Below are 21,339 nucleotides of genomic sequence, written 5' to 3'. Positions count from 1 at the left end.
GATGCTACTCGTCAGTAACCAACCCCGACAGCGCCCCCCGTGTGGCCCACCCCACACGCCGCGCGCCCACGCCGCGAGGGGTCAGGAGGCGGGGGTGGGGCCTGAGAGGGCCTCGGTGAGGGCTGGGAGGAGGAGGGTGATCTGCCATTCGCGGGCGTTGAAGCCGCGGAGGGTCTCCGCGACCGTGTCGTCGGTGATCTCCTCCGGGGGCTGCCAGGCGAGGCGGCGGATCGAGTCGGGGGCGATCAGGTTCTCCGCGGGCAGGTTGTGCTCGCCGGCGATCCGGACCACCACCTCCCGGCTGCGGGCCAGCCGACCGGCGGCCACCGGGTCACGCTCGGCCCAGCGGTGCGGCGGTGGCGGACCCTCCACCGTCGGGGCCACCGGCAGCGCGTCCTCTGGCAGCTGGCGGGCGTCGTCCAGGGCCGCCAGCCAGGTACGGGCCAGCCGGCGCACCGAGCGGCCGCCGAAGCCGGGGAGGGTGAGAAGGGTCTTCTCGTCCTTCGGGTCCAGCTCGGCGGCGGCCACGATGGCCGAGTCGGGCAGCACCCGGCCCGGGGCGGCGTCCCGCCGGGCGGCGATCTGGTCCCGGGCGTACCAGAGGGAGCGGACCCGGGCCTGCGCCCGCGCGCCCCGGACCCGGTGGATGCCGGAGGTACGCCGCCAGGGCTCGGCGCGGACCCGCGGCGGACGGGCGCCGGTGCGGACCAGCGCCGCGAACTCCTCCGCCGCCCAGGCCGACTTGCCCTGCCGGCGCAGCTCCTCGTCGAGGGTGTCCCGCAGGTCGACCAGCATCTCCACGTCCAGCGCCGCGTACGTCAGCCAGGACTCCGGCAACGGCCGGCTGGACCAGTCCGCCGCCGAGTGGTGCTTCTCCAGGGTGTAGCCGAGCAGCTGCTCGGTCAGCGCGGCCAGGCCGACCCGCTCGAAGCCGGCCAGCCGGGCGGCCAGCTCGGTGTCGAAGAGCCGCCGGGGACGCAGGCCCACCTCGGCCAGGCAGGCCAGGTCCTGGCTGGCGGCGTGCAGCACCCACTCGGCCTCGCCGATCACCGCGTCCAGGGCGGCCAGATCGGGCAGCGGCAGCGGGTCGATCAGCGCCGTGCCGGAGCCGGCCCGGCGCAGCTGCACCAGGTAGGCACGCTGGCTGTACCGGTAGCCCGAGGCGCGTTCGGCGTCCAGGGCCACCGGTCCGTTGCCCGCCGCGAAGCGCGCCACGACCTCGTCGAGCTCGCTCGGGGTGGCCACCGGCGCGGGCGTGCCCTCGCGTGGCGCGATCAGCGGTACGGGCCCGCCGTTGGTGGGTTCGGCCCCCGAGTCCGCCGGCTCCGGCGCGGCCGGTGACGGGTGCTGGGCTGCCTCTCCCGTACGGCTTTCGGCGGGCCGACGGCGCAGGGGTGGTTCGTCGGTCACCTGACAACCCTAGTGCGCTACCGGATCCGGTGTGCGCAGCCGGTCGGGTGCGTGTCGACGAGCTGGCCGTCGGGTGTCGTGGCGGGGTCGGGTGGCGCCGACGTGGCAGGGTCGGACATCGGGGGAGACAAACCGCGTTCGCGCAGGTACGGTCCATCGAGCCGCCGAGGGACCGAGGGCCTGGGCCGCCTCGCGGCACGGCGTCTACGGGGAGGACGTGGCGATCATGACGGCTGGGTACGGGTCAGGCGACGGGACGCCGGGACACGGCGCCGACGAGGCCGCCGAGGGCGACCGCGCGGAGCGTCCCGAGGCGGGCCGGCCGGGCCCGCTGCCGCCGCGCTTCGAGCCGCACCGACCGGCCGTTCCCGGCTACCCGGCGGCCGTACCCGGTCCGCCGACCCCGGCCGCCGCCTTTCCTCCCGCGCCCACCGTCCCACCGGCCGCCGGGTTCGGGCCGGCCGTGCCCGCGTCGGACACCGGCCTGGCGGGTCCGGGGCAGTCGACCGTGCCCGGGCCCCGGGCCAGTTGGTCCCCGCCGCCGAACGGCGGCCAGTGGGGCAGTCCGACCGGTTCCGGCTCCACCGTGCCGGGGGCCGTGCGCGGGCCGGGCGGGTGGAGCCCCACCGAGCCCGCGCCGGAGCAGCCGTCCCGCGCTCAGCCGGCGTTTCCGGGCGCGTCCACCGGGCAGCCGACCGTCGGACTCGGCCATGCCGTGGGGCAGCCGGTCTCCGGACCGACGTACCCGGACGGGCCGGCCGTCCCAGGGCCGGCGTACCCGAGTGGGCAGCTCGTGTCCGGGCCCGCGTATCCGGGTGGGCAGCTCGTGTCCGGGCCCGCGTATCCGGGTGGGCCGGCCGGGTGGCCGGTCCCCGCGGCCGGGCCCGACCGGCGGCGCCGGCTGCCCTTGGTGGCGCTCGCGCTAGCGGTGGTGCTGGCCCTCGTCGCCGGCGTGCAGGCGTACCAGCTGCACCGGCTGGACGGCCGGCTCGCCGCCACCGACCGCCGGTTGGCCGAGGCGCAGCGCGCCGACGGCACCCGGCTGGACGGCCTCGACAAGCGCGCGGAGGTGCTGGAGAAGCAGGCCGGCGCGGCGTTCAACCCGGAGGCCGTGGCCAGCGCCGTGCTGCCCAGCGTGTTCCGGGTCCGGGCCGGCCAGTTCACCGGTACGGCGTTCGCGATCGGCAAGCCGGCCGCCGGCGGCGCCACCACGCTGCTCACCAACTTCCACGTGGTGGAGGCGGTGTTCGACGGCGGCGGCCGGAAGGTCTTCCTGGAGCGGACCGATCAGCGCTTCGAGGCCACCATCGTCAAGGTCGACAAGGCCAAGGACATCGCCCAGCTGCGGACCACCGCCAAGTTCACCGGCCTGGTCGCCGCCGGCACGCCGGTCAAGGCCGGGCAGCAGATCGTCGTGGTCGGCGCCCCGCTGGGCCTGCAGGACAGCGTGACCACCGGCGTGGTGAGCGCCTTCCGCAAGGACGAGGACGGTTCCGGTCCGGTCATCCAGTTCGACGCGCCGATCAACCCCGGCAACTCGGGCGGCCCGGTGATCAACGGCTCGAAGGAGGTCGTCGGCATCGCCACCGCGAAGGCCCGGGACGCCGAGGGAATCGGCCTCGCGGTGCCGATCAGGACCGCCTGCGACACCTTCAAGCTCTGCTGACCGAAGACCGGCCGAGCGATCGGCCTCGCCGGCCGGCCGGGCGGCCTTGACCGCACCCCGCACCGTCGAACCTGTGGCGGCCGACGACGTCGGCCCTCGACCCGCAGACCCCGGCCCTTCGGGGCCACCCCACGGGGGAACAGCAATCCGGAGGAAGAAAACATGTCCCAGCCACCTACCGGCCCGGAGGGCCACCCGCGGGCCTACCCGCCCCAGCCGCCGGCCGGCGGCGTCTACGGCAACCCGTACGGCGCCGGCCAGCCCGCACCCCAGCAGTACGGCCCGGCCCAGCCGGACCCGACTCTGCCGCAGCCCGTCCAGCCCGCGTCCGCCCCGCCGGCGCCCGGCCAGTACGCGCCGGGCTCCGCCCCGGTGTCGGGCCCGACGTACCCGCAGCCGTTCTCGGCGCCGCCGATGTCCGCCCCGCCGGTCTCCGGCCCGGGCTTCGGCCAGCCGATGTCCGCTCCGCCCGGCTCGGTCCCGCCCTACGGCGCCCCCGCCGGGGGTGCCGGCAAGGGTCGCACCACGCTGATCCTCGCCGTCGTCGCGGGGCTGCTCTTCGTCCTGGGCGGCGTGATGACCGGCCTGTTCGTCACCAAGAACAGCGAGCTGAACCGTACCGAGAAGAAGCTCTCCGCCCAGGTCAGCGAGCGGGACGGCACCATCGCGGCGAACAAGCAGGAGATGGAGAAGCTCAAGACCGACCTGCAGTCCGTGCGGGACAAGCTGGCCGACACCGAGCAGGACCTGACCGGCACCAAGAACGACCGGGACGAGCAGGCCCGGCAGAAGAAGGTCATCGCCACCTGCCTGGACAAGCTGACCCAGGCGATGGCCGCCGCGTCGGCCGGCAACCGGGCCGCCTTCGAGAAGGCCAGCAAGGGCCTGGACAAGATCTGCGACGAGGCCGAGAACTACCTCTGAACCGCGGACCGGGCGTCGATCATGGGGTTGTGGTAACCGCCGAACGGGGCGGAGCGCCAGGAACCAGGCACCACAACTCCATGATCGACCCGGGGAGACCTCGGGGGAGTCAGGAGGCGCCGGCGGGGCGGCGGGACGGCAGGGCCGTCACGCCGGGTGGCGGGAGACCGGCCGTCGAGGCCAGCAGGGCGCACCAGCCGAGCAGGTGCGCGGCCAGGTCGACGCCGAGCGGCGTCCAGGAGGCGCGGATCTCGATGTCGCCCGCCGCGGGCGGCCCGGCCAGCTCCCCGAACCGGGTCGACAGGGTCTGGGTGACCGTGCCGCCGATCGCCCGGTGCCGGGCGTGCTGCGCGTCCAGCGCGTCGGTCAGCCACGTCCAGCCCACCCCGGGCAGCAGCGGGTCGGCGGCGAGATCCACCTCCAGCTCGGCGGTCACGTAGGTGACCAGCCGCAGGGTGCCCTGCCACGCCTCGTGCCCGGCCGGGTCGTGCAGCAGGATCAACCGCCCGGTGGCCACCTCGTCGCCGTCGCGCAGCACCGCGGCGGAGAGCGCGAACGCGTACGGGGCCAGGCGCTGGGGTGCGCCGACCTCCTCCAGCACGATCTCCGGCCGGGGGGTGACCGACCGCAGTCCGGCGACCGCGCGGGCGAAGGTTTCCGGGAGCGCGATCGGGGGGGCCATGCCGGCAGCCTATTCCGCCGCCCGCCCGGTCGTCCGGACGGCGCGCCGAGGGGCGCGGTCACGATCATCCGCGGCCGGCGGCTCGGGGCGCCGCCCCTCGCGGGCCCGGTCACAAAAGGTGACGGTGACCGCTGGGGTCGCCCGGGCCCGTGGCACGATTGCCGCGATGACCACCGAGACCACGGGCACTGCCGCCCGAGACGGAGAACCCCGCCGCGGCGGGCCGGCCGACTCGCCCTTCGTCCGGGCCTGCCGCCGGGAACCTGGCCCGCACACCCCGGTCTGGTTCATGCGCCAGGCCGGCCGGTCGCTGCCGGAGTACCGCGAAATCCGGGCCAGCGTGGCGATGCTGGAGTCCTGCCGCCGCCCCGAGCTGGTCGCCGAGATCACCCTCCAGCCGGTCCGCCGGCACGGGGTGGACGCGGCGATCCTGTTCAGCGACATCGTGGTCCCGGTGGCCGCGGCCGGGGTCGACCTGGACATCGTGGCCGGCACCGGGCCGGTGGTGGCCGAGCCGGTGCGCACCGCCGAGGACGTCGAACGGATCCGCCCGATCACCCGGGACGACGTGTCCTACGTGGACGAGGCCGTCCGGCTGCTCGTGGCGGAGCTGGGCGACACCCCGCTGATCGGTTTCGCCGGCGCCCCGTTCACCCTGGCCAGCTACCTGGTCGAGGGCGGCCCGTCGCGGACCCACGCCAAGACCAAGGCCCTGATGTACGGCGAGCCGGAGCTCTGGCACGCCCTCTGTGGCCGGCTGGCCGAGGTGACCCTCGCCTTCCTCCGGGTGCAGGTCGACGCCGGGGTCTCCGCGGTGCAGCTCTTCGACTCGTGGGCCGGCGCGCTGTCGGAGGCCGACTACCGCCGCTACGTGCTGCCGCACTCCACCGCCGTGCTCTCCGGGCTGGCCGACGCGGGCGTGCCGCGGATCCACTTCGGGGTGGGCACCGGCGAGCTGCTCGGCGCGATGGGCGAGGCCGGCGCGGACGTGGTCGGCGTGGACTGGCGTACCCCGCTCGACGCCGCGACCCGCCGGATCGGCCCGGACAAGGCCGTCCAGGGCAACCTCGACCCGTGCGTGCTGTTCGCCCCCTGGCCGGTGGTGGAGGCCGAGGTGCGGCGGATCCTCGACCAGGGGCGGGCCGCCCCCGGTCACGTGTTCAACCTCGGCCACGGCGTGCTGCCGGAGACCGACCCCGACGTGCTGACCCGGGTGGTCGCGCTGGTGCACGACCTCTCCGCGCGGCCGGTCGAGCAGGGGAGATGACCGTGCGGCAACCGTGGCGGGTGGCGGTCGTCGGTGGCGGGATCACCGGGCTGGCCGCCGCCGTCCGGTTGCGCGACCACGCCCCCGCCGGCACCGAGATCACCGTGTACGAGCAGTCCGGCGCCCTCGGCGGCAAGCTGCGCACCGGCGAGCTGGCCGGGCAGGCCGTCGAGTTCGGCGCGGAGTCGTTCCTGATGCGCGACCCGACCGGCGCGGAGTCCGCCGCCGTCAGCCTGATCCGCCGGCTCGGGCTGGCCGACGCCGTCGTCCACCCCACCGTGGGGCAGGCCGCGCTCGCCGTGGACGGCGGGCTGCGCCCCGTCCCGGGCGGGACCCTGGTCGGCGTACCGGGGGACCTGGCGAAGGTGGCGCCGGTGGCGACGCCGGCCGCGGACGCCGACCGCGACGGCGGCCGGCCGCTGCTCGGGCCGGACGAGGACGTGGCGGTCGGCGCGCTGGTCCGCGAACGCCTCGGTGACCAGGTGGTGGACCGGCTGGTCGACCCGATGCTCGGCGGCGTGTACGCCGGCCGGGCCGACGACCTGTCCCTGGTCACCACCATGCCGGCGCTGGCCCGGGCGGCCCGGGTCGAGCACACCCTGGTCGGCGCGGTCCGGGCGGCCCAGGCCGCCGCGCCACGCGCCCCCGGCGCGCCGGTCTTCGGCACCCTGGCCGGCGGGCTGAGCACCCTGGTCGAGGCGGCGGCGCGACAGAGTGGCGCGACGATCCGCCGGGACGCGGCGGTGCGCGAACTGCACCCGACGGCGACCGGCTGGCGGCTGGTGGTCGGCCCCACCCGCGCCCCGGAGCTGGTCGAGGCCGATGCGGTGGTGCTCGCGGTGCCGGCCCGGCGGGCCGCCCGGCTGCTCGGTGGCCCGGCGCCCGAGGTGGCCACGGCCGTCGGCGGGCTCGACTACGCCAGCGTCGCACTGGTCACCATTGCCCTGCCCGAGCCCCAGCTGCCCGAACTCTCCGGGTTCCTGGTACCGGCCACCGAGGGGCTGCTGATCAAGGCATCCACCTTCTTCACCACCAAGTGGGGTCATCTGCGCCGGGCCGACGGGCTCGCCCTGGTCCGCGCCTCGGTCGGCCGGTACGGCGACGAGACGTCGCTGCAGCTCACCGACGACGACCTGGTCGTCACCGTGCACCGGGAGCTGTCCAAGGTGCTGGGCACCCCGCTGCCCGCCCCGGTCGCCGGCCACGTGCAGCGGTGGGGCGGGGCCCTGCCGCAGTACGCCCCCGGCCATCTCGACCGGGTGGCCGCGGCCCGGACGGCGCTGCGCGCCGCCCACCCCACGCTGGTCCTGGCCGGCGCCGGCTACGACGGCGTCGGCATCCCGGTCTGCGTCCGCTCCGGCGAAACCGCGGCCGAGGAGATCATCACTGCCCTGAGAGGATCGGGTTCATGACCGAGCAGACCAACGCGGCCCGGCTCAAGGAGCTGAACGCCACCGTCCGTTACACCATGTGGTCGGTGTACCGGGCCACCAGCCCGCTCCCGTCGTTGCGGGAGAACGTCATCGACGAGGTCGAGGCCCTCTTCGAGGAGCTGGCCGGCAAGGACGTGACGATCCGCGGCACGTACGACGTCGCCGGCCTGCGCGCCGACGCCGACCTGCTGATCTGGTGGCACTCCTCGTCCAGCGACGCGCTGCAGGACGCGTACCTGCGGTTCCGGCGGACCACGCTGGGCCGGGCGCTCACCCCGGTCTGGTCGCAGATGGCGCTGCACCGGCCGGCGGAGTTCAACAAGAGCCACATCCCGGCGTTCCTCGCCAACGAGGAGCCCCGGGCGTACCTCTGCGTCTACCCGTTCGTCCGCTCCTACGAGTGGTACCTGCTGCCGGACGCCGAGCGGCGGGAGATGCTCGCCGAGCACGGCGGGCTGGCCCGCGGCTACCCGGACGTGCGGGCGAACACCGTCGCCTCGTTCGCCCTGGGTGACTACGAGTGGATGCTCGCCTTCGAGGCCGACGAGCTGCACCGGATGGTCGACCTGATGCGCGACCTGCGGGCCTCCGGCGCGCGGCGGCACGTCCGGGAGGAGATCCCCTTCTACACCGGCCGGCGGCGGCCGATCGCCGACATCGTCACCTGCCTGGTCTGACCGGCGACGTGGAACGGGCCCCGGAGAATGCTCTCCGGGGCCCGTCGCCGTTGGCGCGTCAGCGCACGTAGACCGGACTGTCGACGATCACCCGGGGGCGACCCGAGGTGCCCACCGCCACGATCTTGATGGTGTGCCGGGCGCTGCCGGTCCAGCTCTTCGCCCAGACGATCCGGCGGTACTGGGTGCTGCTGGACCTCAGGTCCACCGTGGTGGCCTTGACGCCGTCGACCCAGATCTCCGCCTGGCCCGAGGTCGAGGTCCTCGTGGCGACGAAGGCGACCGAGCGGCCGGTGAAGACCCAGGAGAGCGACGCCCTGGCGGCGGTCGCGGTCAGCGCCGACCCGCCCAGGTAGTTGCTGCTGGTGTACGTCGACCAGGTGCCGGTCCGGGTGGCCTTGGTCTCCGGGATGAAGACCGGGGTCCAGGCCGCCGAGGAGGCGGCGGTGTTCCCCGACCAGTCCGCGGCCTTCATCGACCAGGTGGTGGTGACGCCCGGCTTGGTGGTGGTGCCGTAGGCGCCGCTGGCGGCGAACGTGCCGGTCGTCGGGGCGGTCAACGAGACCGACCGGACGGCGACGTTGTCCGCCGAGCGCCAGTTCAGGGTGACCGGCACGACCGAGCTGCTCACCCCGCCGGTGCGCAGGGAGAGGGTGGGCCCCTGCGGGAAGGTCGGCGCGGTGCTGTCGGCGATCACCGACTGGGTGGGGGTCGCCGCGGTACGGCCGAGGACGTGCACGCCGCGGACCTGGACGGTGTGCGAGCCGGGGGCCACGGTGAGGGCCGCCGACCGGGCCGTGCCGGCGGTCGTCGCCACCACCGCGCCGTCCAGCAGGACCTCGAAGCGCGAGATCAGGGTGCTCGGCGTGCTCACCGACCAGGACGCGGTGAACGTGTTCTTCGTGTAGTACGTGGTGCCGTTCTTCGTGCCGGTCAGGCCGGTCAGGGCCAGGCCGTACACACTGGCGGCCTTGCTGCGGAGGACCGCCAGCTGGCCGTAGAGGGCGTCACCTGGACACTCGGTGGCCACCGCGTCGCGGTGCCCGGAGATCCGGTTGAAGACCACCTGCTGGCCCAGGTGGTATTTGCCCTCCACCCCCGAGGTCAGGGTGACCTTGCCGAGCGGGTCGTTGCCGTACTGGCCGAGCTTGTACGCGGCGACGTGCGCGACGGCGTCCTGCACCACGGTGGGGATGCCGGTGCTGATGTAGGTGCCGAGCACGGCGATCGCGGCGTTGTCGGTGTTGAAGCCGTAGGTGTGCGCCCCGGTCACCGGCTTGTCGATGCCGCCCTTGCGGCCCTCGAAGACGACTCCGCACTTGTCGACGAGGAAGTTGTAGCCGATGTCGTTCCAGCCGTTGCTCTTGACGTGGTAGACCTCGATGCCCCGGACGATGGCGGCCGAGTCGGCGCAGCTGTAACTGTTGGTGCCGGCGGTGTGGTGCACGAAGAACGCCTTGACCGTCGTTCCGTACGTCGGCTGGTCGGTGACGATCGACTCGTCGGCCTTCCACTCCGCCCGGGTGACCACCTTCGGCGTGGGGACCGGGTTCGCGGGCGCGGTGGTGGGGGGCGCGGTGGTGGTGGGCGCCGGGGCCGCGGTGGTGGTCGGCGCGGGCGCGGTGGTCGCCGCCGGTGGCGCGGTGGTGTCGGTCGGCGCCGGGGCGGTGGTCTCGGCCGGCGCGGTCGTGGTCGGCGGATCGGCCGGCGTCGGGTCGGTTGGCGCGGTGTCGGTGGGCGCCGGGTCGGTCGCGGTGGGCTCGAGCGCCCGCACCTCGGCGACCGGCTGGAGGCGCTCCGGCCGGACGTGTCCGGCGCCGGCGGCGCCGGCTTTGCGGCGCTTCGTCTGGCCCGGGTCGACCAGCTCCAGGCGCAGCCCGGCGGGGAGCTGGTCGCTGGTGCCGCCGGCAGCGCTGGCCCGCACCTCGACTCCGTCGGACGGGCCGACCCAGAGCGGGTCCGTGCCGCCGCGCGCCTTGCCGGCGGTCGCCTCGGCACCCGGCTCCGGACCGAAGTGGTTGTCGAGCTCCAGCGGCCGCCAGCCGGACCACTTGCCGTCCACCGCGTGCGTGCGGACGTCGATCGTGCCCTTGAAGTCGACCTTGGGGTTCGCCCAGGTGACACCGACCATGGCGAACCGGTCGGTGTCCCGCCTCGGGATCGTCACCTCGCGGCCGTTCGCGGCCGGGAAGGCCACGGTGTGCAGCGCCGTGCTGACCGGCTCGTCCCCGGCGCTCCACCCGGCGAGGTCCTCGCCGAAGCCGGCAGCGGCCAGGCTCGCCGTGCCGGCCACGGCGGTCGCGACTATCGCGGCGCCGATGCCGGCGGTCCGGCGGTTCCAGCGGATCCCCGTAAATCTCACAGCTGAGTCCCTCCGAATGATCTCACTGGAGGGCTCAGCGTAATCAATGTCCCGGGCGTTACCCCGCCGGGTCGACGCGCGCCACGACGGCGGGGCGGGTCAGGCGTGGCGGCGCATCGGGGTGTGCGGGATGCCGTCCTCGACGTAGTCGGCGCCGCTGACCGTGAAGCCGTGTCCGGCGTAGAAGTCGACCAGGTGGGTCTGCGCCTCCAGCACGCACGGCCGCTCGCCCACCTGGGCGAGCGCCTCGGTCATCAGCCGTCCGGCCAGGCCACCGCCGCGCGCCGTCGGCGCCACCACGACCCGGCCGATCCGCGCCACGCCGCCCGGGTCGGCCAGGATCCGCAGGTACGCCACGACGTCGCCGTCCCGGGTCAGCCAGAGGTGCCGGGTGCCCGGCTCGACGTCCCGGCCGTCCAGCTCCGGGTACGGGCACGCCTGCTCCACCACGAACACGTCGATGCGCAGCCGGAGCAGGTCGTGGAAGGTGCGGGCGTCCAGGTCGGCGAAGGTGGCGACCCGGACCTCGACAGGCTGCGACGGCATCCCGCGATGGTAGGCGGTCCCTCGCGGGCCGCCCTCCGGCGGAGGGCGATCACGCCCGGCCGCCGGCCCATGCCCGGTCGCCCCCGGTGGCCCCTGGCCGCCCGTCGGCGGAAACATCGCGGTGAGCGGTATACCTGAGAGTCATAAATATGCCCCTCAGGTATATCGGCTGCCGGCCAGGTGCCGGGCGGACGGGGCCGCACCGCCGGCCGGCGCGGGTGGACCGGACCCGCCGGTCAGGCGGGGCGGGCGCCGACCGCGTCCCGGATCTCGGCGCCCTCCGTGCCTTCCACGGCGCGGGCGCAGTGTGCGCAGCAGAAGAAGCGGCCAGAGACCTCGACGCCGTGACCGACGATCTTGATCTGGCAGTGCTCGCAGATCGGCGCCATCTTGTGGATCGCGCACTCGAAGCAGTCGAAGGTGTGCACGTCCCCGCTGACCGTGCGCACCTCGAACGCCATCCAGTAGTCGTTACCGCAGACCTCGCAGGTAGCCATTCCAAAACCCCCCGATACGGACACGTCACACCAGCGTCGAGCAACGGACACGTCCGGGCAACCGGAACCGGCGAACCTGATCCGGCTCGACGGCGAGTCGTCCCCGGCGTGTCGCGCGTTGGGCCTGGTGACAGCCTCGAACCCCGGAGGACCATGTGATCAAGCGCAGCAAGCTCTTCGGCAACCAGACCCGGGTCACCTTCTGCCTGCCCCGGGACACCCCGCCCGGCACCGTCAGCGTCGTCGGCTGCTTCAACGACTGGCAGCCCGGCCGGCACGAGCTGGTGACCCGCCGCGACGGCAGCCGTACGGTGACCGTCCGGCTCGGCCCCGGCGAGTACCGCTTCCGCTACCTCGCCACCGGGGGCGTCTGGCTCGACGACGAGTCCGCCGACCAGGTGGACGCCCAGGGCAGCACCCTCCTGCTCTGAGCGGTGCCGGGTCAGCCTTCCTTCGGCTCCAGCCGGATGGAGAGCGAGTTCACGCAGTGCCGGGTGTCCTTCGGGGTGAAACCCTCGCCCTCGAAGACGTGGCCCAGGTGGCTGTCGCACCGGGCGCAACGGATCTCCGTACGGAGCATGCCGAGGGTGCGGTCCGGGATCTCCTTCACCGCGCCGGGGATGGCGTCGTCGAAGCTCGGCCAGCCGCAGTGCGAGTCGAACTTGGCGTCGCTGCGGAACAGCTCCAGGCCGCAGGCCCGGCAGTGGTAGACGCCGGCGGTCTTGGTGTCGACGTACTCGCCGGTCCACGGCCGCTCGGTGCCGGCCTCGCGGAGCACGTGGAACTCCTCGGGGCTCAGCCGGACCCGCCACTCTTCCTCGGTGCGGGGCACTTCGCTCTCGTCAAGACTCACCGCTCAACGGTACGCCGGGCGTCAGTGCCATCGCATATGGTCGCGCAATGGGTGGCACCAAGGCAGCGGCGGCGGAAATCCAGGTGGCCGGGCACACCGTACGGCTGAGCAGTCCGGACCGGGTGATCTTCCCGCAGCGCGGGTTCACCAAGGCGGACGTGTTCGGCTACTACCTCTCGGTCGGTGACGGGATCATGCGGGCGCTGCGGGACCGCCCGACGACGCTGCAGCGCTTCCCGGAGGGCATCGAGGGGGAGATGTTCTTCCAGAAGCGGGTGCCGGCCCGGGGCGTACCGCCGTGGGTGCGGACCGCGGAGATCAGCTTCCCCAGCGGCCGGACGGCCGCGGAGCTCTGCCCCGCGGACCTGGCGCACGTCGCGTGGGCCGCGCAGATGGGCACCGTGGTGTTCCACCCGTGGCCGGTGCGCGCCGCCGACGTGGACCGCCCCGACGAGCTGCGGATCGACCTCGACCCGCAGCCAGGCACCGACTTCGCCGACGCGGCCACCGCCGCCGGCGAACTCCGGGCGCTGCTGGCCGAGCTGGGCGCCACCGGCTGGCCGAAGACCTCCGGCGGCCGGGGCGTGCACGTCTACCTGCGGATCCACCCCCGGTGGACGTTCACCGAGGTGCGCCGGGCCACCATCGCGCTGGCCCGGGAGCTGGAACGCCGCCGCCCGGAGCTGATCACCACCGCCTGGTGGAAGGAGCAGCGCGGCAGCCGGGTGTTCGTGGACTACAACCAGATGGCCCGGGACCGGACGATCGCCTGCGCGTACTCGCTGCGGGCCAACGCTCGGGCCACCGTCTCCACCCCGGTCGACTGGGACGAGCTGCCCGAGGTCGACCCGGACGACTTCCACCTGGGCACCGTGCCGGCCCGGCTCGCCGAGCGGGGCGACCCGCACGCCGGCATCGACGACGCTCCGTGGGACATCACCCCGCTGCTGGAGTGGGCCGAGCGGGACGCCGCCGCCGGCCAGGGCGACCTGCCGTACCCGCCGGACCACCCGAAGATGCCCGGCGAGCCCAAGCGGGTGCAGCCCTCCAAGGACCGCGACCGGCCCCGGGACTGACCGACCCCGCCGCCCCGGTAACGATCATGTAACGGGCGCGAACCTTTCCGGCGCCCCGACCGGTCTTCCTGGTCGTCGGCCCGTCGGGGGCCCCGGGAGGCGTCGGAATGAAACTGGTGTGGAGGCGGGCCGTCGAGGCGCGCGGGCTGCTGCTCGCCGCCGCGGTCGCGGCCCTGGTGGCGGTCGCGCTGGTCACCGGTCTCTCCGACTACAACCGCCGAGCGGTGGAGGCCGGTCAGCGGGCGTTGCTCGCCGGTGCCCCCTTGGAGGAGCGCAGCATCCTGGTGAGCGGCTCCGGCGGCAAGGACGCCGCCGAGCTGGCGGCCCGGGACCGGGCGCTCCGCGCGGGATTCGCCGCTGGTCTCGGCGGTGCTCCGGTCACGGTCACCGGCGCCCGGTACGGCGGTGGCCGGGAGCTGACCGGCGACCTTGGCCCCCGGGTCCGGACCGACGACGACCCCATCTTCGCCAACCTCGCAACCCTGGACGATCTGCCGGCGCACGCCGAACTCGCCAGCGGCGCCTGGCCGTCGGCCGGGGCGAAGCCGCTGCAGGTGACACTGCCGGAGAAGGTCGCCGGCGCGCTGGGAATGACCGTCGGCGAGCGGGTGCCGATGCTCGACCGCAGCACCGAGCGGGCCAGCGAGGTGGTGCTCGTCGGGACGTGGCGGCCGCGTGACCCGGCCGAGCCGTACTGGCGGTTGGCGCCCGGGGTGGGGACGGACGCCGCAGCGACGTCCGACACCTCGTACGGGCCGTTCGTGCTGGACGCGGCGGACTTCGCCGCGACCTTCCCGCGTTCGGTCTCCGCATGGTGGGTGGTCGAGCCGGATCTCACGGCGGCGGCGCGGAACGGCCGGCTGCTCGACGTCCGGCAGGCGTTCACCGACGCCGTCACTCAGGTGCCCGAGGCGGCCGGGCTCGGCTCCTCCGTCCAGGTCGTAACCGCCATGGACCGGCTGCTCAGCCGGATCGCCCGGGCCGACCTGGTGGGGCGTTCCGCACTGGCCACCCCGGTGCTGCTGATCGTGGTCCTCGGCGGGTACGCGCTGGTGCTGGTCGCCGCGCTGCTGCACGAGGACCGGCGGAACCAGACCGCCCTGCTGCGGGCGCGGGGTGCCGCACGCAGGCAGTTGGCCGGCCTCGCCGCCCGGGAGGCAACCCTCGTCGTCCTGCCGGCCGCCGTGCTCGGGCCGCTGCTCGCCGGTGAGGCGTTGCGGCACGTGGGCGGCAATCCGACCGGCCCCGCACTCACCGCCGGCAGCCCGACGCTGCTCTGGGCGGCCGCGTTGGTCACCGCCGCCGGCTGTCTGGTCGCGATGGTTGCCCCGACGTTGCGCGGGGCCGGGACGTACGTGGCCGACCTGGCGGCCCGGTCCCGACCGGACCGGTCCGCCACCCTGCAGCGGGCCAGCCTCGACCTGGTGCTGGTCGCGTTCGCGGTGCTGGCCTGGACGCAGCTGCGGCAGTATTCCTCGCCGGTGACCGGCGCCGCCGGACGGCTCGGGGTGGACCCGCTGCTGGTCGCCGCGCCGACGCTCGGCGTGCTCGCCGGCGCGGTGGTGGCGCTGCGGCTGCTCCCACCCGCAACCCGGTTCGCCGAACGCTTTGTCGACCGGAAGTTGTGGACGGCGACCATCTTCGGCATGTGGCAGGCGGGTCGCCGCCCGCACGCCGGGCCGGTGCTGCTGCTCGCCCTCGCCGTCGGCGGCAGCACCCTGGCCTGGTCGCTGGTCGCCACGGGCGAGCGCTCCCTGGTCGACCAGGCAAACCACGCCGTCGGCGCCGACCTGCGGCTCACCGAGCGCGACGGAGTCGCCCCGGTCGGCCGGGCCGCGGAGCTCAGGGCGCTGCCGGGGGCGGAGCGGGCACTGCCGGCCTGGCGGGACGAGATCCGGGTCGGCCGCTCCGACCTGCCCGCCACCGTGGTGAGCCTCGACGTGGCGGCTGCGGCGCAGGTGGTGCGGCTCGACGATCGGCTGGCCGACGAGCCGGTGCCGGCGCTGTTCGACCGGCTGGTCCGGGCGCGGAGCGCGCCGGCCGGGGTCGAGCTGCCCGCCGACACCAGATCGATCACCGGCACCGTCCGGACCCCGGTGCGCGACGCCGTGTCGCCGCACCAGATCGCCGTGTCGATGCTGTTGACCCGGGCGGACGGGCTGGCCTTCCGGCTGCCGGTCGCAAGCACGGGCAGCGACGGCCGACCGGCGCCGTTCACCGTGAAACTGCCCGAGGCTGGGCCTCTGCGGCTGGCGGGATTCGAGGCCGACGGCGGTGACGTGGCGGGCACGGCGTACCGGCTGGAGGTGACCGACCTGCGACTGGTCGGGGCCGACGGGGCGGCGCAACCGGCGCGGCTCGGCGACGGGTGGCTGGCGACCAACGGTGAACCGACCGGCAAGCTGACCGTCTCGGCGACGGCCACCGGGTTGTCGGCCGAGAACGAGGTCACCTTCCTGCCCGGCGGCCAGTTCGCGTACCAGGAATCCTCCCGCTTCGTCGTGGTGCCGGCCGGCGACAACCGGTCGGTGCCGGCGCTGATGACTCCCCGGGTACGTGAGGCGCTGAGCCTGCGCACCGGGGACACCGTCACCCTCTCGCTCTCCGGCGTGTCGCTGCCGGTCATGCTGATCGGCGAGATGGCCGCGGTGCCGGCCACCACCGGAGAGGGCGTGCTGCTGGACCTGCCCGCAGCGACGGACTGGCTGATCCGGGACCGAGGCACCGTCCGGCCGGTGCAGGAGTGGTGGCTGGGCACCGACGACGGTGGACACGCCGCGGCGGCCCGCGCGGCGGCGGACCTCCACGGTGCCACCGTGCTGGACCGGCGGGAGCTGGCCGAACGCGCCGCAGAAGACCCGTACTGGCGGGGCGCCCGCACCGGTCTGCTCGCCGCCGCGCTCGGTGCGGTGCTACTGGCCCTCGTCGGGTTGATCGTCGATGTCTGGGCGACGGCCCGGCACCGATTGGGGGAGTTCGCCGTGCTGCACACGCTCGGCGCCGCCCCCCGGCTGCTGACCCGGGCGCTGCTGGCCGAGCAGACGTTCCTGGCCGGGCTTGGGGTCGGGGTCGGGCTGCTGCTGGGCGCCGCAGTGGGCGTGACGATGGCCCCGCTGGTCATCCTCACCCCGTCGGCCAGCCGGCCGGTGCCCGAGGCGGCCTTCGTGCTGCCCTGGGCGCCGATCGGGCTGACCGCGCTCGGCCTGTTGCTGGCGGCGCTGGCCTTCAGCGCGTTCATCGCCCTCGGCATCCGGCAGCGGGTGGCGGCGGCGCAGCTGCGGATTGGGGGAGACCGGTGACCGGGTGGAGCAGAGCGACGACCACGAGCGGGGAGGCGGCGAGATGAGCATCGGCGCGGCCGCCCGGCGGATCCGGGCGTACGGCGGACGGTTCCTGCTGCTCGCGGCGCTGACGATGATCGTCATGCTGTTGATCAGCGGGATGCCACGGGTCGTGAACTGGCGCACGGATCAGGGCCTGCGGACGTTGCTGGCCAGCCAACCGGCCGAGAAGCGGGACCTGACGTACACGACCTCCGATCCGGTCTTCAGCGCCGGAAACGGCACGTCGTTGATGGACGCGTTCGAGGCGGACCTGCCGAGGAAGCAGGCCGAGATGCCGCCGGACGTGCGGAGGCTGGTCGACCAGCGGTGGTTCACCGCGGAGACCGACCCCGGCCGCGTCGGGGGCCCGGATCTGGCGGCGAAGAACCTCCTGGTCGACCTCGGTCTACGGAACATGCCGGGGATCGCGGAGGCCGGCACCCTGACCGAGGGGCGCTGGCCCGACCCGGGGGCGCGGGCCGATCAGCCGGTGCAGGTGGCGCTGGCCGCCGAGGTTGCCCGCAAGCTGAACCTGCGGGTCGGCAGCCGGCTGACTCTCGCCAGGACACCACCGGCTGAGGGCGGCGCGGCCTACCCGCCGGAGATGGCGGAGGCCATCCCGGATCCCGTACCGATCTCCGTGGTGGGCGTGTTCGAGCCGCGCGAGCCCGCGGACGGCATCTGGCAGGGCCTGCCCCCGATACTGCGCGTGGTCGAGCCGCAGAAGGACGGTCAGCCGTTCATCGCCCTCGGGGTCGTCGACCGCGCGGCGATGGACCGCCTCTCCGACCTCGGCTGGGGCCTGCGGTTCGGTTGGCGCTACCGGTTGGTCGCCGACGGCATCGATGCTCGTGACGTACCCGGGCTCATCGACAGCTTTCAGCGGATGGGTCAGCGGGCGCAGGGCTTCACCTTCGTCCAGGGCCTCGACCTTCCGCTACGGGAGTTCATGGCGGCGGTGGCCGCCGCCCGCACCGTCCTCGCGGTGATCGCGACCGGCGTACTGGCGACCCTGGCCGGGCTGGTCGTGCTGGCCACCGGCCTGACCGTCCGCCGGCGCCGGACCGAGTTCACCCTGCTGCGTGCCCGGGGCGGCGCGGCCACCAGCGGAGCCCGCCGCAGCCTCACCGAGTCGCTGCTCGTGGTGCTGCCCGCCGCGGCGTTCGGCTGGCTCCTCGGAAACTTGGCCCCGGGGGCGCCCGGGAACACCGCGGCGACCGCGCTGGTCGCGGCGATCCTGGCCACGCTGGCGCTACCGGTGGCGACGCTCGCCGCGCCGACCGGAGTCGCCGGGCGCCGTGACCTGATCAAGCTGCGCCCCTCCGCGCGACGGATCACCGTGGAGGCGGGCCTGCTGCTGCTCGCCGGGCTCGCGGTCGTGCTGCTGCGCCGCCGCGGCCTCATTCTCGGCGAGATCGATCCGCTGCTCGTCGCCGTCCCGGTGCTGCTCGCCGTCGCCGCGGCTGTGCTGGCCGTACGGCTCTACCCGTGGCCGCTGCGGCTGCTCAGCCGGCTCGCCGCCCGGGCCCGGGGCAGCGTCGCCTTTCTGGGCACCGCCCGTGCCGGCCGCGCCATGGTCACCACCCCGCTGGTGGTCGTGGTGCTGGCCATCGCGACCGCGGCGTTCTGCGCGGTCGTCGCGGCCGGCATCGAAACGAGCCGAGACGGGGCGGCCAGCCGGCAGGTGCCCGCCGATGCGTTGATCCGGGGAGAACGGATCGCGCCGGAGACCGGCGCCGAGCTGGAACGGCTGCCCGGGGTGCGAGCGGCCGCTCCGGTGCTGCAGGAGGCGGGTGAGCGCCTCGCATCGGACGCGATCGGAAGGGACGCCCGACTCGGCGAGGTCAACGTGCTGCTGGTCGACGGGCCGGCGATGGCCCGGGTGGTCCGGGAGTCCGAAGTCGGCGTGACCGTGCCTGCGGTGCTGCTCGCCCCCGGCGGGCAGCCGGGCCCGCTGCCCGCGGTGGTCTCCCCGGCCGTGGCCGCCGATCTGGCTGCCGCCGGCCTGGACCGCTCCGCGTTCGTGGCCGTGCAGGGCCAGCGGTACGAGTTCCGGGTGGCCGAGCAGGCGGACAGCTTCCCGATGCTCCGGGCGGAGAGCGGCCGGTTCGTCATCCTGCCCTGGCAGTCTCTGCCCCGGCGGGACACTGCTGCCGTGCCGACCGGCTTCCTGGTCGCCGGCGACGACCTCGACGTCGGGGAGCTGCGAGGGGTGGGCAACGAGGGCCAGCGCCGCTTCCAGAAGGGTGGAACTGTCACTGGGGGCGATCCGCCGCGCGAGGTGGAGGTCCGCACCTGGGCGGAGACCCGCCGGCAGTTGGGCGAGGGCAGCGCGAACGGCGTTCTGGTCTTCGGCTTCGTCGCCGGCGCCGCCGGCGGGACGGTGCTGGGTCTGCTGGCGATCGCGTTCGTGGTGCTGGCCGGCGCCCGGGCCCGCGGTCAGGTGCTGTCCCGGCTGCGCACCCTGGGCCTGTCCCGCCGGCAGTGGCGGGGACTGCTGCTGGTGGAGCTGGGCCCGTTGGTCGGCGTGGCGGTGCTCACCGGCGCGCTGGTCGGGGCGCTGCTGCCGCTACTGCTCACCCCGGTGCTCGGCCTGTCGACCTTCACCAGCGGCGCCCCCGTCCGGGTGGCGTTCGAGCCCCGCCTGGTCGCCGCGATCGTCGCGCTGGGGGCGGTCGCCCTCGGCTTCGCGGTCGCCGTCGAGGCCCTGAACAACCGCCGGCTGCGCCTCGGCGAGGTGCTCCGGCTCGGAGAGGAGAGCTGATGACCGCTACCGCACAGAGCCCCGTCGCCCTTGACCTGGCCGCCCTGCAGCGCCAGGCCGCCCAGCGTGCCGCCGAGCGGGCCGGTGGCCAGGACCGGTTGCGCGGGCACATCGTGTGTGACGGCCTGGTCCGCATCTTCAAGACCGAGGGGGTGGAGGTGGTCGCCCTCCAGGGCCTCGACCTGGTCATCGACCGGGGCGAGCTGGTGGCGATCGTGGGCGCCTCCGGCTCCGGCAAGTCGACCCTGCTGAACATCCTCTCCGGGCTCGACACCCCGACCGCTGGCATCGCCCGGGTGGCGGAGTACGACCTGCTCAACCTCTCCGCCCGACGGCAGCTGAGCTACCGACGAGAGATGGTCGGCTTCGTCTGGCAACAGACCGGCCGCAACCTGCTGCCGTACCTGACCGCGCAGGAGAATGTCGAGTTGCCGATGCAGCTGGCGGGTCGCGGCGGTGGCCGCCGGGCCCGGCGGGAACGCGCTCGCGAGCTGCTCGACCTGGTCGGTGTCGGCTACTGCGCGGACCGGAAGCCCAGCCAGATGAGTGGCGGCGAGCAGCAGCGCTGCGCAGTGGCCGTGGCGGTGGCCAACGACCCGGAGGTGCTCTTCGCCGACGAGCCCACCGGCGAGCTGGACGAGGCGACCGGCGCGCAGGTCTTCGCCGCGCTGCGGACCATCAACGCCGAGCTGGGCGTGACCATCGTGGTGGTCACCCACGACCAGGCGGTGGCCGGCCAGGTCCGCCGGACCGTCGCGATCCGCGACGGCCGGACCGCCTCCGAGGTACGTCGCACCGCCCGGATCGCCGCGGACGGCAGCACCGAGCTGGTCAGCGAGGAGTACGCGGTGCTCGACCGGACCGGTCGGATGCAGCTGCCGGCGGCCTTCGTCGACGCGCTGGTCCTGCGCGACCGGGTCCGGCTCAACCTGGAACCCGACCACGTCGAGGTGCGGCCCGGCGACCGGGCGCACGCCGAACGGAGTGAGGCATGACCGAGCAACTGTCCCCGGTGCCGGCCCGCACGGCCACCACCGACGAGGTGGTCCGGGTCGACGGGGTGAGCCGCACCTTCGGCCGGGGCGAGCACGCCGTGCACGCCGTCCGGGACGTGTCGTTCTCCGCCGGGCGGGGTGAGCTGGTCGCGGTGCGGGGCCGCTCCGGCGCCGGCAAGACCACCCTGCTCAACCTGGTCGGTGGGCTGGACCGGCCGGACTCGGGCCGGGTGCGGGTGGCCGGGCACGACGTGACGGCCGCCGGTGAGCGGGAGCTGCTGCGGCTGCGCCGGGGGACGGTCGGCTTCGTGTTCCAGACCTTCGGGCTGGTGCCGATCCTGTCCGCGGCGGAGAACGTCGGCGTGCCGCTGCGGCTGGCCCGGGTGCCGGCGGCCGAGCGGGAGCAGCGGGTCGCGGTGCTGCTGGAGCTCGTGGGCCTCGGCGGGCACGCCGCGCAGCGCCCGTACGAGCTGTCCGGCGGGCAGCAGCAGCGGGTGGCGGTGGCCCGCGCCCTGGCGAACGAGCCGGACCTGTTGATCGCCGACGAGCCGACCGGCCAGCTCGACTCCGAGACCGGTCGGTCCATCATGGACCTGCTGCGGGCCGTGGTGCACGCCCGCGGCATGACCGCGCTGGTGGCCACCCACGACCCGGCGCTGATCGAGATGGCCGACCGCATCCTCACCCTCCGCGACGGCCGCCTGGTCGACGACTGACGGCCGCCGCCGGGCTGGTGCTGTCCCGGCGGCCCCCGGGTGCGGGCACGCCGCGCTCCCGGCCGGTCGGTGCCCTTCGCACTGCCTATGAAGCTGATGTCGTAAACGAATCGGCGGCGCTGCCGCGGGCGGGGCGACTGTGCGAAGG

The 21,339-nt window shown here is 74.7% G+C and carries 17 protein-coding genes; 11 read left to right on the top strand and 6 right to left on the bottom strand.

Annotated elements, in window-relative coordinates; translation table 11 throughout:
* Positions 1-81: 81 nt before the first annotated feature.
* The gene (locus GA0070613_RS00625) at positions 82-1,410 is read right to left on the bottom strand and encodes a ribonuclease D (protein ID WP_089010474.1); all 1,329 of its coding nucleotides are present in this window, start codon (positions 1,408-1,410) and stop codon (positions 82-84) included.
* Positions 1,411-1,636: 226 nt separating this feature from the next.
* Here GA0070613_RS00625 and GA0070613_RS00620 point away from each other — a divergent pair, with 226 nt between their 5' ends.
* Both GA0070613_RS00620 and GA0070613_RS00615 read left to right on the top strand, forming a co-directional pair.
* Positions 1,637-3,076 carry a trypsin-like peptidase domain-containing protein gene (locus tag GA0070613_RS00620; RefSeq protein ID WP_089015658.1) on the top strand — a complete coding sequence of 480 codons (1,440 nt, stop codon included), beginning with the start codon at positions 1,637-1,639 and terminating at the stop codon, positions 3,074-3,076.
* Between the two features lie 162 nt (positions 3,077-3,238).
* Complete coding sequence (locus GA0070613_RS00615; RefSeq protein ID WP_089010473.1) at positions 3,239-4,000, top strand: hypothetical protein; 762 nt, start codon at positions 3,239-3,241, stop codon at positions 3,998-4,000.
* A gap of 109 nt (positions 4,001-4,109) precedes the next feature.
* Here the strand turns inward: GA0070613_RS00615 and GA0070613_RS00610 are convergent, their stop codons facing one another.
* Positions 4,110-4,682, bottom strand: a complete 573-nt coding sequence (locus tag GA0070613_RS00610; RefSeq protein ID WP_089010472.1) for a DUF3000 domain-containing protein — start codon at positions 4,680-4,682, stop codon at positions 4,110-4,112.
* Between the two features lie 166 nt (positions 4,683-4,848).
* Here GA0070613_RS00610 and hemE point away from each other — a divergent pair, with 166 nt between their 5' ends.
* The 3 genes from hemE to hemQ are packed head-to-tail and all read left to right on the top strand — an operon-like array spanning position 4,849 to position 8,059.
* Complete coding sequence (hemE, locus tag GA0070613_RS00605; protein ID WP_089010471.1) at positions 4,849-5,949, top strand: uroporphyrinogen decarboxylase; 1,101 nt, start codon at positions 4,849-4,851, stop codon at positions 5,947-5,949.
* A 2-nt stretch (positions 5,950-5,951) separates the two neighbouring features.
* Positions 5,952-7,361 carry a protoporphyrinogen oxidase gene (gene hemG, locus GA0070613_RS00600; protein ID WP_089015657.1) on the top strand — a complete coding sequence of 470 codons (1,410 nt, stop codon included), beginning with the start codon at positions 5,952-5,954 and terminating at the stop codon, positions 7,359-7,361.
* Positions 7,358-8,059 carry a hydrogen peroxide-dependent heme synthase gene (gene hemQ / locus GA0070613_RS00595; RefSeq protein WP_089010470.1) on the top strand — a complete coding sequence of 234 codons (702 nt, stop codon included), beginning with the start codon at positions 7,358-7,360 and terminating at the stop codon, positions 8,057-8,059. Before hemG ends, hemQ begins: the two co-directional genes overlap by 4 nt.
* A gap of 58 nt (positions 8,060-8,117) precedes the next feature.
* On the opposite strand, the gene GA0070613_RS00590 is transcribed toward hemQ, so the two are convergent.
* From GA0070613_RS00590 to GA0070613_RS00580, 3 genes are all read right to left on the bottom strand, one after another.
* Positions 8,118-10,421 carry an N-acetylmuramoyl-L-alanine amidase gene (locus GA0070613_RS00590; RefSeq protein WP_089010469.1) on the bottom strand — a complete coding sequence of 768 codons (2,304 nt, stop codon included), beginning with the start codon at positions 10,419-10,421 and terminating at the stop codon, positions 8,118-8,120.
* A 99-nt stretch (positions 10,422-10,520) separates the two neighbouring features.
* Positions 10,521-10,967: a GNAT family N-acetyltransferase gene (locus GA0070613_RS00585; RefSeq protein ID WP_089010468.1), complete on the bottom strand. Its 447-nt coding sequence runs from the start codon at positions 10,965-10,967 to the stop codon at positions 10,521-10,523.
* Positions 10,968-11,203: 236 nt separating this feature from the next.
* Positions 11,204-11,464, bottom strand: coding sequence for a Prokaryotic metallothionein (locus GA0070613_RS00580; RefSeq protein ID WP_089010467.1), 261 nt, complete (start codon positions 11,462-11,464; stop codon positions 11,204-11,206).
* Between the two features lie 155 nt (positions 11,465-11,619).
* Here GA0070613_RS00580 and GA0070613_RS00575 point away from each other — a divergent pair, with 155 nt between their 5' ends.
* Entirely contained in the window at positions 11,620-11,895 is a 276-nt protein-coding gene (locus tag GA0070613_RS00575; protein ID WP_089010466.1) for an isoamylase early set domain-containing protein, read from the top strand.
* An 11-nt stretch (positions 11,896-11,906) separates the two neighbouring features.
* On the opposite strand, the gene msrB is transcribed toward GA0070613_RS00575, so the two are convergent.
* Positions 11,907-12,317, bottom strand: coding sequence for a peptide-methionine (R)-S-oxide reductase MsrB (msrB, locus tag GA0070613_RS00570; protein WP_089010465.1), 411 nt, complete (start codon positions 12,315-12,317; stop codon positions 11,907-11,909).
* 47 nt (positions 12,318-12,364) lie between these two features.
* Between msrB and ligD the strand changes: the two genes are divergently transcribed.
* The 5 genes from ligD to GA0070613_RS00545 all read left to right on the top strand — a co-directional run bounded on the left by ligD (position 12,365) and on the right by GA0070613_RS00545 (position 21,191).
* Entirely contained in the window at positions 12,365-13,393 is a 1,029-nt protein-coding gene (gene ligD / locus GA0070613_RS00565) for a non-homologous end-joining DNA ligase (protein ID WP_089010464.1), read from the top strand.
* A gap of 107 nt (positions 13,394-13,500) precedes the next feature.
* Positions 13,501-16,692: an FtsX-like permease family protein gene (locus tag GA0070613_RS00560; RefSeq protein ID WP_089010463.1), complete on the top strand. Its 3,192-nt coding sequence runs from the start codon at positions 13,501-13,503 to the stop codon at positions 16,690-16,692.
* Positions 16,693-16,696: 4 nt separating this feature from the next.
* On the top strand, positions 16,697-19,480 hold the full coding sequence (locus GA0070613_RS00555; RefSeq protein WP_231929617.1) for an FtsX-like permease family protein: 2,784 nt from the start codon (positions 16,697-16,699) through the stop codon (positions 19,478-19,480).
* The gene (locus tag GA0070613_RS00550; protein ID WP_089010462.1) at positions 19,480-20,475 is read left to right on the top strand and encodes an ABC transporter ATP-binding protein; all 996 of its coding nucleotides are present in this window, start codon (positions 19,480-19,482) and stop codon (positions 20,473-20,475) included. Before GA0070613_RS00555 ends, GA0070613_RS00550 begins: the two co-directional genes overlap by 1 nt.
* Positions 20,472-21,191 carry an ABC transporter ATP-binding protein gene (locus GA0070613_RS00545; protein WP_089010461.1) on the top strand — a complete coding sequence of 240 codons (720 nt, stop codon included), beginning with the start codon at positions 20,472-20,474 and terminating at the stop codon, positions 21,189-21,191. The genes GA0070613_RS00550 and GA0070613_RS00545 overlap by 4 nt, the downstream gene beginning before the upstream one ends.
* Positions 21,192-21,339 lie beyond the last annotated feature (148 nt).

The sequence above is a fragment of the Micromonospora inositola genome (genome assembly GCF_900090285.1).
GTDB classification, from domain to species: Bacteria; Actinomycetota; Actinomycetes; order Mycobacteriales; family Micromonosporaceae; genus Micromonospora; species Micromonospora inositola.
The sequence above is the reverse complement of the archived record's forward strand: the minus strand, read 5'-3'. Positions and strand labels throughout refer to the sequence as shown.